This is a genomic window from Mumia spirodelae (genome assembly GCF_050632745.1).
Taxonomy (GTDB): domain Bacteria; phylum Actinomycetota; class Actinomycetes; order Propionibacteriales; family Nocardioidaceae; genus Mumia.
Genome location: NZ_JBODSD010000001.1, coordinates 1,103,225 through 1,115,209 on the forward strand (window position 1 = coordinate 1,103,225; position 11,985 = coordinate 1,115,209).

General features: G+C 71.7%; 10 protein-coding genes. 6 read left to right on the forward strand and 4 right to left on the reverse strand.

Annotated features, from left to right (window positions below; genetic code table 11):
• The first annotated feature begins 10 nt into the window (after positions 1–10).
• Genes ACQSSQ_RS05370 through ACQSSQ_RS05385 form a run of 4 tightly spaced genes read left to right on the forward strand, consistent with a single transcriptional unit; the run spans position 11 to position 4,130 of the window.
• A complete protein-coding gene (locus tag ACQSSQ_RS05370; RefSeq protein WP_431326003.1) occupies positions 11–835 on the forward strand; it encodes a dienelactone hydrolase family protein in 825 nt (274 codons plus the stop codon).
• Positions 836–892: 57 nt separating this feature from the next.
• The gene (locus tag ACQSSQ_RS05375) at positions 893–1,438 is read left to right on the forward strand and encodes a dihydrofolate reductase family protein (protein ID WP_431326004.1); all 546 of its coding nucleotides are present in this window, start codon (positions 893–895) and stop codon (positions 1,436–1,438) included.
• A gap of 43 nt (positions 1,439–1,481) precedes the next feature.
• The gene (locus ACQSSQ_RS05380) at positions 1,482–2,444 is read left to right on the forward strand and encodes a TIGR03885 family FMN-dependent LLM class oxidoreductase (RefSeq protein ID WP_431326005.1); all 963 of its coding nucleotides are present in this window, start codon (positions 1,482–1,484) and stop codon (positions 2,442–2,444) included.
• A gap of 3 nt (positions 2,445–2,447) precedes the next feature.
• Complete coding sequence (locus ACQSSQ_RS05385) at positions 2,448–4,130, forward strand: alpha-amylase family protein (protein WP_431326006.1); 1,683 nt, start codon at positions 2,448–2,450, stop codon at positions 4,128–4,130.
• 17 nt (positions 4,131–4,147) lie between these two features.
• On the opposite strand, the gene ACQSSQ_RS05390 is transcribed toward ACQSSQ_RS05385, so the two are convergent.
• Positions 4,148–4,801 carry a TetR/AcrR family transcriptional regulator gene (locus tag ACQSSQ_RS05390; protein ID WP_431326007.1) on the reverse strand — a complete coding sequence of 218 codons (654 nt, stop codon included), beginning with the start codon at positions 4,799–4,801 and terminating at the stop codon, positions 4,148–4,150.
• A 74-nt stretch (positions 4,802–4,875) separates the two neighbouring features.
• On the opposite strand from ACQSSQ_RS05390, the gene ACQSSQ_RS05395 reads away from it, so the two are divergent.
• Positions 4,876–6,354 carry a cytochrome P450 gene (locus ACQSSQ_RS05395; RefSeq protein WP_431326008.1) on the forward strand — a complete coding sequence of 493 codons (1,479 nt, stop codon included), beginning with the start codon at positions 4,876–4,878 and terminating at the stop codon, positions 6,352–6,354.
• A 21-nt stretch (positions 6,355–6,375) separates the two neighbouring features.
• On the opposite strand, the gene ACQSSQ_RS05400 is transcribed toward ACQSSQ_RS05395, so the two are convergent.
• Positions 6,376–7,308 (reverse strand): DUF808 domain-containing protein, encoded by a 933-nt coding sequence (locus ACQSSQ_RS05400; protein WP_431326009.1) that lies wholly within the window; start codon positions 7,306–7,308, stop codon positions 6,376–6,378.
• Positions 7,309–7,436: 128 nt separating this feature from the next.
• On the opposite strand from ACQSSQ_RS05400, the gene ACQSSQ_RS05405 reads away from it, so the two are divergent.
• Positions 7,437–8,642, forward strand: a complete 1,206-nt coding sequence (locus ACQSSQ_RS05405; protein WP_431326010.1) for a dipeptidase — start codon at positions 7,437–7,439, stop codon at positions 8,640–8,642.
• A gap of 16 nt (positions 8,643–8,658) precedes the next feature.
• Here the strand turns inward: ACQSSQ_RS05405 and ACQSSQ_RS05410 are convergent, their stop codons facing one another.
• Positions 8,659–9,162, reverse strand: a complete 504-nt coding sequence (locus tag ACQSSQ_RS05410) for a hypothetical protein (protein ID WP_431326011.1) — start codon at positions 9,160–9,162, stop codon at positions 8,659–8,661.
• Between the two features lie 80 nt (positions 9,163–9,242).
• On the reverse strand, positions 9,243–11,927 hold the full coding sequence (locus ACQSSQ_RS05415) for a S8 family peptidase (protein ID WP_431326012.1): 2,685 nt from the start codon (positions 11,925–11,927) through the stop codon (positions 9,243–9,245).
• Between the last annotated feature and the right edge of the window lie 58 nt (positions 11,928–11,985).

Below are 11,985 nucleotides of genomic sequence, written 5' to 3' on the forward strand. Positions count from 1 at the left end.
AGGAGACCTGATGACGATGCACGACGTGGATGGCGACCCGCTCGAGGACTTCGAGCACCGCCGTTTCGCGGCCGAGGGGACCGAGAAGCTCGTGCACGTCGCCGGCAGCGGGCCGGCGGTCGTCGTGATGCCCGAGATGCCGGGGATCAGCCCGGACGTGCTGCGCTTCGCGCGGTGGGTCCGCGACGCCGGCTTCACCGTCTACGTCCCGTCCTTGTTCGGCGTCGACGGGGCGTACCCCCGGGCCGACGAGGGCACGGCGGTGATGAAGCGGGCCTGCGTGAGCGCCGAGTTCCGCGCGTTCGCCGGCGGCGGCACCAGCCCGGTGGTGACCTGGCTCCGCGCGCTCGCGCGGCTCGCCCACGACGAGTGCGGCGGGCCCGGTGTCGGCGCCGTCGGGATGTGCTTCACCGGCAACTTCGCGCTCACGATGACGCTCGAGCCGTCCGTCGTCGCCCCCGTCCTCAGCCAGCCGTCGCTGCCGCTCGACGACCCGGCGGGTCTCGAGATGACGCCAGAGGACGCGGAGGCGGTGCGCGAGCGCTTCGCACGCGACGACCTGCGCGCGCTCGGGCTGCGCTTCGCGGGCGACCGTTGGTGCACGGGGCAGCGCTTCGCGGCGTACGCCCGGCTGCTCGGGGAGCGGTTCGACGGGCGCGTGCTCGACGGTGACGTCGCGAACCCCGAGCCGCCGCCGTTCTTCCGCGACGTCGTCGGGACTCCGCACAGCGTCGTGACCGCGCACCTCGTCGACGAGGAAGGGCACCCGACGGTCGAGGCGCGGGACGCGATCATCGCGTACCTCACCGAGCGCCTCGTCCCGGTCGCGCGATGAGTTCCGTCCTGCGGCGCGGTCCACCCGGCGTACCGAATCCCACGAACGGAGCCGCCCATGCGTGACGTCGTCGCCTACATGCTCGTGTCGCTCGACGGCGTGGCCGAGTCGCCCGACCGGTTCGTCCTCGACTTCGACGACGTCATGTACGCCAACCTTGCCGCGGTGATCGGGACGCAGGACGCGGTCCTGCTCGGCCGACGGATGTATGACCAGTGGGTCGAGGACTGGACCGGCTCCGACCTCGAGCCGTTCGCGAGCTTCATCAACGGGGTGCGGAAGTACGTCGCGACGTCGCACCCGTTCGAGCCGGAGTGGCAGGCGACGACGGTGGTCGACGGGTCGTTCGAGGACTTCGTGCGCGACCTCAAGCAGCAGCCCGGCGGCGAGATCGGCGTGCACGGCAGCCTCACGCTCGCCTCGTCGCTGCTCGCCGCGGGACTCGTCGACCGGCTCCGCCTCGTGGTCGCGCCGGTGGCCGTGGGGGACGGTCGGCGGCTCTGGGACGGCCTCGCCGACCGCCAGCGGTGGGAGCTGGAGCGGGTGGTCGGGACGCCGACCGGGAGCCTGCTCGTGGACTACCGCCTGAAGCCCTCCGCCTAGCGGCGGTCTGCGCGCCCGCGCGCGATCCGGTTGTGTGAGGCGTATGACCCGCTACGGCCTCCACGCCAGCCACGAACAGATCGCGCCGCAGCAGCTGCTCGCCGACGTCCAGCACGCCGAGCGGGCGGGCTTCGAGGCGGCGATGTGCTCGGACCACTTCTCGCCGTGGAGCCACCGGCAGGGACACTCCGCGTTCGCCTGGGCCTGGCTCGGTGCGGCGATGGCGACGACCGACCTCACGTTCGGCGCGGTCAACGCGCCGGGACAGCGCTACCACCCGGCCGTCGTCGCGCAGGCCGTGGCCACGCTCGGCTCGATGTTCCCCGGCCGCTTCTGGGTGGCGCTGGGCAGCGGCGAGGCGAGCAACGAGCACATCACCGGTGACGGGTGGCCGCGCAAGGAGGTGCGGACCCAGCGGCTCGAAGAGTGCGTCGGGATTATCCGTCGGCTGCTCGACGGCGAGGAGGTCAGCCACGACGGCCTCGTGACGGTCGACCGTGCGCGGCTCTGGGAGGTACCGGACCCGCGGCCGCGACTCGTCGGACCCGCCGTGTCGTTGGACAGCGCCGCCCGTGTCGCCGCCTGGGGCGAGGGGATGGTGACGGTGAACCAGCCGCTCGACGCCCTGCGGGAGCGGGTCGACGCCTACCGCGGTGCCGGCGGGGTCGGAGCGCTGGCGCTCCAGGTCCACCTGTCCTGGGCGCCGACCGAGGAGGAGGCCGAGCAGGTCGCCCACGAGCAGTGGCGCAGCAACGTCTTCGGCGAGCCGATCTCGTGGGACCTGGAGACCGCCGAGGCGTTCGACGCGGTCTCGGCCGACGTCTCGGTGGAGAAGGTGCGCACCGTCGTCGACGTCTCGTCCGACCTCGGGTGGCACCGCGACCGTCTCGCCTCGTACGCGGAGCTGGGCTTCGACGAGATCTACCTCCACCACGTGGGGCAGTCGCAGGAGCGGTTCATCGACGCGTTCGGCGAGCACGTGCTGCCGGACCTGAAGGAGGCGTGACCCATGGCGCGCAGCGTCAGCACCGGAGACCTCTGGTGGAAGAACGCGGTGATCTACTGCGTGGACGTCGAGACGTACTTCGACTCCGACGGCGACGGGGTCGGCGACCTCGTCGGTCTGACCCAGCGCATCGACTACCTCGCCGAGCTCGGCGTCACCTGCCTGTGGCTGATGCCGTTCTACCCGACGCCAGACCGCGACGACGGCTACGACGTGACCGACCTCTTCGGCGTGGACGGGAGGCTCGGCACGCACGGCGACCTGGTCGAGCTGGTGCGCGCGGCGGACGACCGCGGCATCCGGGTCATCGCCGACCTCGTCGTGAACCACACCTCGGCGGAGCACCCGTGGTTCAAGGCGGCGCGGCGCAGCACGACCAACCCGTACCGCGACTTCTACGTCTGGCGCTCGGACCCGCCCCCGGACACCTCGGACAAGGTGGTCTTCCCGGACAAGGAGGACAGCATCTGGGCGTACGACGAGCGCACCGGCGAGTGGTACCTGCACCACTTCTACTCCCACCAGCCGGACCTCAACTTCGCCAACCCGAAGGTCCGCGAGCACATCGCGAAGTCGATCGGGTTCTGGCTGCAGGTCGGGCTGGCGGGCTTCCGCGTGGACGCCGTACCGTTCCTCATCGCCGACGTGGACACCGACGGGGACGACGTGCCGGGGGACCCGCACGAGTACCTGAAGGCGCTGCGGTCGTTCCTCGGAAGGCGCCGCGGCGACGCGATCCTGCTCGGCGAGGTCAACCTGCCGCACAAGGAGCAGCGCGCCTACTTCGGCGGCTCCGACGGCGACGAGCTCACCATGATGTTCGACTTCATCGGCATGGAGGCGCTCTACCTCGCGCTGGCGCGGGAGGACGCCCGCCCGCTCGCCAAGGCTCTGAAGGCGCGGCCGAGGATCCACCCGGACTGCCAGTGGGCGACCTTCGTGCGCAACCACGACGAGCTGATCCTCGACAAGCTGTCCGACCAGGAGCGGGCCGACGTGTTCGCCGCGTTCGGACCCGAGCCCGCGATGCAGATCTACGGGCGCGGCCTCAAACGCCGCCTGCCGACGATGATGGGCGGCGACCCGCGCCGGATCCGCATGGTCTACAGCCTCCTCTTCAGCCTCCCGGGGACCCCGACGCTGTACTACGGCGAGGAGATCGGCATGGGCGAGGACCTCGAGGCCGAGGGACGGATGGCCGTCCGGACGCCCATGCAGTGGGAGCCCACGCGCAACGGGGGGTTCTCGACCGCGCCGCCGCGCCGACTGATCCAGCGGCTGGTCCCGGACGGCTACGGTCCTGAGCACGTCAACGTCGCGGACCAGAAGCGCGACCCCGACTCCCTGTGGAACTTCATGCGCGCCCTCGTGCAGACCTATCGCGAGTGCCCAGAGCTCGGGTGGGGCGACTTCCGGGTCCTCGCCGCGCCGAGCAGAGCGGTGATGGCGCACCGGTGCCACTGGGAGGGATCGACCGTGGTGGCCGTGCACAACCTGTCCGCGGACCCGGTCACGGTCCGGATCCCGATGGACCCCGAGGATCTCGCCGGGGACGAGCCCGTGTGGCTGGAGGACCTCGTCGCGCACGAGGAGACGGAGGTCGCTCCGGACGGTGCGGTGGAGCTGGCGCTGGAGGGCTACGGGCACCACTGGATGCGGGTGCGACGGGGCGCGCCCGCGGCGTGAGCGAAGCGCTGGGTGGTCTAGTCGCTCGACGAGAGGAGGTCGTCCAGCCGTGCCGGTCGCGCGGCCGCCGGCAGTGCGACGAGCGCACCGACGAGCGCGCCGGCGCACAGGTCGCGGACCTCGTCGCGGGGAGCGGGCGGGGTCGCCTCGGCGGCCTCCAGCCAGGCATGGGCCGCCGCGCGGAGCAGCGGGATCCAGCTGCGTACGGCGATCGTGAGCAGCGCGTGCGGACGGCCGTCAGGCTCGAGGACGTCGAGAACGCGCTGCTCGTGGAGGCTCGTCGACCGCTCGATGATCGCCTCGACGTCGGGATCCGCGCTCGCCGCGCCGCGGTGGATGGCGCGCATGCCCTCGCGGTTGGCGCGGCAGTGGTCGAGGTAGCTCTCGATCCCGCCGTACAGCTGCTCGCGGGGGGTGAGTGCGGGGTCCGGCGCCGTCGCCTCCGCCAGGTGGCTCGCGGCCCGGTCGAGCAGCGCGGCGAAGAACGCCCGCTTGTTCGGGAAGTAGTGGTAGAGCAGGCCGCGCGACACCTCGGCCATCTCGGCGACGCGCTCGATGTGCACGTCCTCGTACGGCTGGGTCGCGAAGAGCTGCGCGCCCAGCGTGAGCAGCTGGTCGCGCCGCTGCTCGGGGGAGAGCCTGGTCCTCGAGGACGTGCCGCGCGTCGCCACGAGGCGAGACTACTTGACACGGGTTCAGCAACGGGGCCAATCTTGTTGAACCGACGTGCAACAAGGAGTTACCGATGCGCAACGCCTGGTCCGGCCACACGTTCCCGCACCCTGCCGGACGGCGACGCTGGATGAAGGACGCCGGCAGCATGGATCCCGAGCGCCCCGTGCAGCACATCCTCGAGCACCACCGTGACCTCGGACCGATCTTCGAGATCATCGTCTTCGGGCAGAAGTTCGTCTTCGTCACCGACGCCGAGCTCGCGGCCGAGCTCAACGACGAGAAGCGCTTCGTGAAGGCCAACTCGCCGGCGCTCGAGGGGCTGCGCGGCATCGCGGGCGACGGCCTGTTCACCGCGCACAACGAGGAGCCCAACTGGCAGCTCGCCCACGACCTGCTCGTGCCCGCGTTCACCAAGCAGGCCATGCAGCGCTACCACCCGGTGATGGCCGAGACGCTCGACGAGCTGTTCGCGGTGTGGGACGCCGGCACCGGCCGCGTCGACGCCTCCGCCGACATGACGCGCCTGACGCTCGAGACGATCGGGCGTACGGGGTTCAGCCAGGCGTTCGGCTCGTTCACGACCGACGAGGTGCATCCCTTCGTCGAGGGGATGGTCACCGCGCTGACCCTCGGGCGACGCAAGGGCGTGATCATGGCGCTGCCCGGCGCGCGGATCCTCGAGCGGCGGCTCGACCGCAAGCACGCCGACCAGCTGGCGTACGTCAACCAGTTCCTCGACGACATCGTCGTCGCACGGCGCCAGGGCGTCACCGCGGGCCGCGACGACCTGCTCGGCATCATGCTCGAGCAGGCGCACCCCGAGACCGGCGAGCGGCTGGGCGACGAGAACATCCGCTACCAGATCCTCACGTTCCTCGTCGCCGGCCACGAGACGACGTCGGGCGCCCTGTCGTTCGCGCTGTACTACCTGCTGCGGCACCCGGAGGCGCTCGCCAAGGCGCAGGCCGAGACCGACGCGATCCTCGGCGCCGACCCCGACGCGAGTCCCTCGTACGAGCAGGTCGCCCGCTTCCGCTACGTCCGCAAGGTGCTCGACGAGGCGCTGCGGCTCTGGCCGACGGCGCCCGGCTACGCCCGGAGCCCGCGCGAGACGACCACCCTCGGCGGCCGCTGGACGATGACACCGGACGACTGGGCGCTCGTGTTCCTGCCGCTCGTCCAGCGCGACCCGGCGGTGTGGGGCGACACGGCGGACGACTTCGACCCCGACCGTCCCAAGCCCCGGCTCGCGAGCACGGCCAAGCCGTTCGGCACGGGGGAGCGGGCCTGCATCGGTCGCCAGTTCGCGCTGCACGAGGCGACGATGGCGCTGGCGCGGATCCTGCACCGCTACGACCTCGCCGGCGACCCGTCGTACGCGCTGCGCATCGACGAGCGGCTGACGCTGATGCCGCAGGGCATGGAGATCGCGCTCACGCGGCGTACGCCAATGTCGGGCGGTGAGGCGGCGCCGGCCGTCGACTCGACCGAGGTGGCGCCGGCGGCCGAGCCGGCCGTCTGCACGCACTCGGGCAGCGCATTGCGCTGACGACAGCCTCGCCGGGCGTCGTCAGTGCTTGCGGCGGCGTGGCACGAGGTGCATGACGGCGACGACCACCGCGCCGACGACGAGGCCGAACACCGCCGACGCCGCGGTGTTGACGATCCACGGGAGGACGCCGCCCATGGCAGGCACCGCGTCGTGCACGGCCTCCTCGAGGTGGTGCACCGCGTCGTACAGCACGTGCCACCCGAGCTCGTCGATGCCGACGAGCAGGATGTGCCCGCCGACCCAGAGCATCGCGACCACGCCGACGACGGAGAGGACGGAGAGCACGACCGGCATGGCGCGGACGAGGAGCCGGCCGACCTTCTGGGCGCCCGCCGAGCTGCGCTGGGCGAGCGAGAGACCGATGTCGTCCATCTTCACGATCAGCCCCACCGCGCCGTACACGAGCGCGGTGATGCCGATCGCCACGACGGCGAGGATGACCGCGCGCGACAGCAGCGGCTCGTCGGCCACCTCGTTGAGCGCGATGACCATGATCTCGGCCGACAGGATGAAGTCGGTGCGGATCGCCCCGGAGACGACGCGACCCTCCTCGTCGGCCCCCTTCGACGTCGACGGCACCTCGGGCGCGTGGTGCCCGGAGACCTTCTCCCAGATCTTCTCCGCACCCTCGTAGCAGAGATAGCCGCCGCCGACCATCAGGATCGGGGTCAGCAGCCACGGTGCGAACTGGCTCAGGAGCAGGGCCACCGGGAGGATGAAGACCAGCTTGTTGCGCAAGGAGCCGATCGCGATCTTCTTGATGATCGCGAGCTCCCGCTCCGGTCGGAGACCGTGCACGTAGCGCGGGGTCACGGCGGCGTCGTCGACCACGACACCGGCGGCCTTCGTGCTCGCACGGGCCGCGGCGGCGCCGACGTCGTCGACGGAGGCGGCCGCCAGCTTGGCGAGCGCCGCGATGTCGTCGAGGAGGGCTGCGAGTCCGCCGCTCACGCGCGGGCCGCCGTCGGCAGGAGGTGCGAGATCACGGGCCCAGCGTACGGCCCGAGGTGGTCCGGACCAGGTGGTGGTGCCGTGGTTACCGCCGGGTAGGGTGTGTCCGCCATCACGGAAGGAACTCCATGTCGACACCCACCGTCGAGCGCCGCCGCGTCGTCACCGTCAAGCGCGTGCTCCTCGTCCTGCTCGCCCTCCTGCTCGTCGCCGTCGTCGGGTTCTTCGCCGCCGCGCCCGGGATCGTCGAGAAGGGCATGAACCAGGTGGAGTCCGGGCCGCTCCCCGAGGTGACCGACGAGACGCGCGCGCTGCACGAGTCGCTCGCGATCGCCGACATGCACTCCGACACGCTGCTGTGGAAGCGCGACCTGCTCGACCGCAGCGACCGCGGCCACGTCGACCTGCCCCGTCTGAAGGACGGCAACGTCGCGCTCCAGGTCTTCTCCTCGGTGAGCAAGTCGCCGAAGGGGCAGAACTTCGACTCCAACAGCGACGAGACCGACAACATCACGTTGCTGACCTTCGTCCAGCTGCAGCCGCCGCGGACCTGGTCGTCGCTGCTCGAGCGCTCGCTCTACCACGCCGAGAAGCTCGACGACGCCGCGAAGGACTCCGACGGGACGCTCCGGATCGTGCGGACGAGCAGCGACCTGACCACGCTGCTCGAGGACCGGGCCGCGGGCAAGGACGTCACGGGTTCGCTGCTGTCGCTCGAGGGCCTGCAGCCGCTCGAGGGCGACGCCTCGAACCTGAAGGCGCTGTACGACGCGGGCTACCGGATGGCGGGCTTCACGCACTTCTTCGACAACGAGGTCTCGGGCTCGATGCACGGTGAGGAGAAGGCCGGGCTCACCGACCTCGGGCGCGAGGTGTTCGACGAGATGGAGCGGCTCGGGATGATCGTCGACGTCGCGCACGCGAGCCACGCCGCGGTCGCGGAGATGCTCGAGCGGGCGACCAAGCCGGTCGTCTCGAGCCACGGCGGCGTCCAGGCGACGTGCGAGGTCAACCGCAACCTGACCGACGACGAGGTCCGCGGTGTCGCGGCGACCGGAGGCGTGGTCGGGATCGCCTATTTCGAGGGCGCGGTCTGCGACACCAGTGCCGAGGCCGTCGTCGACGCGATCGTCCACGTCCGCGACCTGGTCGGCATCGAGCACGTCGGGCTCGGCAGCGACTTCGACGGGTCCGTCGTCACGCGCTGGGACACCTCCGACATCGCCGTCGTCACCCAGGAGCTCGTCGATCGCGGCTTCAGCGACGAGGACATCGCGGCCGTGATGGGCGGCAACGTGCTCCGCGTGATGACCGAGGTGCTGCCGCAGGGGTGACCAGCGGCGCCCCCGGTCATCCCGGGGCGTCCTCCTGCGCCGTGGTCAGGGCATCCATCACGTCCTTGGAGTGCGTGAGGGGGATCCGGCTGCCCTCCAGCTCGATCCGCGACCCGGTCTCCTCCTCGACGAGCTCCAGCACGCGGACCATGCCACGCTGATGCACCACGGCGGTCAGCCGGTCGCGCGGCACGGCGAACAGGAGCTGGTCGGGCTCGGTGTGACGGGTCTTCGCGTGCATCCCGTAGACGGTGCTGCGTGATGCTCCGACCAGCATCGACTGCGGGAGCCCGGACGCCCGCGACGCTGCCTCCGCGCCGCCCCACATCCCGGCGACGCCGCCGACGGCGGACCCCACCTTGCCGAGCTCACCGCCCACGCTGTCGCCGATCATCCCGCCGGCGAACCACGCTCCGGACGTGCCGCGCGGCTGGAACTGGCCCGCCACGACGATCGTGTCGTCCACGCCGTGCCGGGCGAGGCCGTCCTGCAGCAGCGCGACCATCCTGTCCTCGGACATGGTCCGACCGTACGACGACCGTCCGGCGGGAGGGCTGGTTCTTGCGTCCCGGCCGGGGAGCGCCCGTCCTCAGGCTCCCGTCACTGGGCGTGCCGCACGCGTGAGAGGTCCTTCGACACGTCCTGCAGCTCGGCGTTCGTGGCCGAGGGGTCGAGGATCGTCTCCTCCGCCTCGAACATCAGGGGGAGGAAGCCGACGGAGCCCTGGTTGCCCCCCAGCGGGACGGTTCCGTCCCACGGAACCGCGCCGCTCGCGAGCTCCAGCCACGCGAGGAGCAGGTCGGCGCGTGCGCGGTCGCGCCGGTCGCCTCCCGTCGGCTGCAGCACGGCGTGCGCCTCGGCGGGCGTGAGTGCCGACGTGTCCTCCGAGAACACGCTGGACACGGCGTCCACGATCTCGAGGTAGCCCGCGGAGAAGGCCGGGTCGACGTGAGGCTTGCCCTTGCCGCTGTACTGGTGCTTCCACCAGCCCGGTCCCTGTGTCGCGGTGGCGTCACCGGTCACGATGATGCCCACGTCGTCCGACGCCGTACCGCCGTCGTCGTCGTCGAGCGCTAGAACGAGGTCGACGACACCAGGGACGTCCTCGGCGACGTCCGCGTCGTCGCTGGCGAGGAACGGGAAGGTGCCCAGCGGCGTCGGCGTCGGCGGCTCGTCGGGCTCCGGCGCGGCGCCGTCGTTGAAGAACGTGGTGCTCGTCGGCCCGGTGCCGTCGTCCCAGGTGAAGGTGAGGTCGTCCGAGCCCGGGTCGGAGCCGTCGGCCTCCACGGTGACCGTCTCGCCGATCTCCGTGACGACGTACGACCCGCCCGGGAACGTGACCGCGTCACCGTCGTCGATGGCGACGCTCGGGGCGAGGTTGGCGACCGTGACCGGGAACGACGCCTGGCCGGCACCGCCGTCGTCGTCGGTGACCGTCACCGTCACCGTGTAGGTGCCGTTGTCGCCGTACGGGAAGTCCGCGGTGATGGTGCCCTGGCGCGGGGCTCCCGGGCCGCCCGGCGCGTCGACGGTCACCGTCGCCGCCTTCGGGCCACCGGTGCCGGCGCCGAAGTCGACCGTCGCCGTATGGCTGTCCGGCCACCCGGGGTCGGTGAACGTCGCCTCGACCGTGAGCGTCCCACCCTCGTCGGTCGCGGTGACCTGGTCCGGGTCGACGGTCACCGTGGGCGCCACGTTCGTGACGTCGCGCGTGAACGTCACCGCGCCCGTCTCGCCCTTGTCGTCCGTGGCCGTGATCGTCACCGGTGCCGAGTCAGGTCCGTCGCTGGTCTGCTCGCTCCAGGTCCACGTCCCTGCCCCCATCGTGACCGTGCCGCGGGAGGCGGTCAGGCTGGCGACCGTCCCGTCGGGATCGGTGAAGGTCCCCGAGTTGGTCACCACCGAGCCCTCGGGCGCGCTGACGGTGGCCGCGTCGGCGGTGACGGTCGGCGGCTCGTTGGGGGCCCGCAGCGCGGCGAGCAGGTCGATCCGTGGCGTGGTGGCGGTGGTCGTCCCCGCGGCGTTCGTCGCGTAGGTGATCGGGACGCCGGTGGTCCGCAGGTCGTTCATGAGGTCGCCGACCGCACGGGTCGGGTAGGCCTCGCGCAGCACCGCCAGCGCGCCCGTCACGTGCGGGGCCGCCATCGAGGTCCCGGACTTGCTGCCGTAGGTGTCGTCGGGTTCTGACGACACGATCCCGCTGCCCGGCGCGAAGACGTCCAGCAGGCCGCCTCGGTTGCTGAAGCCCGACACCGCGTCGGCGTCGGTGGTCGACCCGACGGTGAACGCCGTGGAGATGCAGCCAGGGGCGCCGGTGGCGTCGAGGTGGCTGTCGTTGCCGGCGGAGATCACCGTCGCGACACCGGCCGCGAGGAGTCCGTCGATCGCCGTCTTGCGGGTGTCGCCGTCGCAGGCCGACCCGTTGTTGCCGCCGCCCAGGCTCATGTTCGCGGCCACGACGTTCCAGCCCGGGTTCGCGGCGTCCAGGGCGATGAGCTGGTTGAGCGCGTTGATCTGGTCGCTGGGATAGGTCAGGACGCAGGGAGTCGGATCGCCCACGCCGTCCGGATCGCAGTCGTCGGTGTCGTTGAAGCGGGTGAACACCTGCATCGCGATGATCTGCGCGCCGGGCGCGACGCCGTCCCCGGGAGCGTTCGCGCTGTCGGTGGCCGCGCTCCCGGCGGCGATGCCGGCGACGTGGCTCCCGTGGTCGCAGATGTTGGCGTTGGCCGCGTTGAGGCATGCGGCGAGCCCGTCGACGTCCGCATCCGTGTCGGTGGTCGTGCCGTCGGGGCAGAGGCTGTCCTCGTCGGAGGCGGCGGGCGTCGACGAGCAGAACTCGGACACGATCCGCGCGCCTCCGGTCCCGTAGAACGGGTGGTCGGCGTCGATCCCGGTGTCCAGCACCGCGACGGTCGCCCCGGTCCCGTCGAAGCCGAGGCCGTGGACGTCGTCGCCGTTGATGACCGGCAGTGACGAGGCGAGGGACGGACGCTCGGGCACGTCCTCCATGACCGACACGACGTCGGGATGGGCGGCGAGCTGTCCCAGCCCTCCCTCCGGCACCTCCAGCACGGCCACCGGCAGGCGGCTCATCGTGCGGACCACCTCGGCGTCGGTGTCCTCGGCGACCCCGGCCGCGTCGTTGCGCTGCTCCAGCGCGACGACGACCCGAACCGGGTCGTCGGCCGGTGCGGCGGTCGCGCTGGAGCCGATCGCGACGATGCTCCCCGCTCCCAGCACCACGGCCGATGCCGCTGCCCAGACTGCCCGTGACGTGCCCATGATCTTCCCCCCGGTCGATGCTTCCCGGGACATTACGGGCTCGCGGTGTCACGGAATG

Excerpts from the sequence above, each read along its gene's own strand:
- ACQSSQ_RS05370 (WP_431326003.1), top strand. The coding sequence starts at position 11 with ATGACGATGCACGACGTGGATGGCGACCCGCTCGAGGACTTCGAGCAC.
- ACQSSQ_RS05375 (WP_431326004.1), top strand. The coding sequence starts at position 893 with ATGCGTGACGTCGTCGCCTACATGCTCGTGTCGCTCGACGGCGTGGCC.
- ACQSSQ_RS05380 (WP_431326005.1), top strand. The coding sequence starts at position 1,482 with ATGACCCGCTACGGCCTCCACGCCAGCCACGAACAGATCGCGCCGCAG.
- ACQSSQ_RS05385 (WP_431326006.1), top strand. The coding sequence starts at position 2,448 with ATGGCGCGCAGCGTCAGCACCGGAGACCTCTGGTGGAAGAACGCGGTG.
- ACQSSQ_RS05395 (WP_431326008.1), top strand. The coding sequence starts at position 4,876 with ATGCGCAACGCCTGGTCCGGCCACACGTTCCCGCACCCTGCCGGACGG.
- ACQSSQ_RS05405 (WP_431326010.1), top strand. The coding sequence starts at position 7,437 with ATGTCGACACCCACCGTCGAGCGCCGCCGCGTCGTCACCGTCAAGCGC.
- ACQSSQ_RS05410 (WP_431326011.1), bottom strand. The coding sequence starts at position 9,162 with ATGTCCGAGGACAGGATGGTCGCGCTGCTGCAGGACGGCCTCGCCCGG.
- ACQSSQ_RS05415 (WP_431326012.1), bottom strand. The coding sequence starts at position 11,927 with ATGGGCACGTCACGGGCAGTCTGGGCAGCGGCATCGGCCGTGGTGCTG.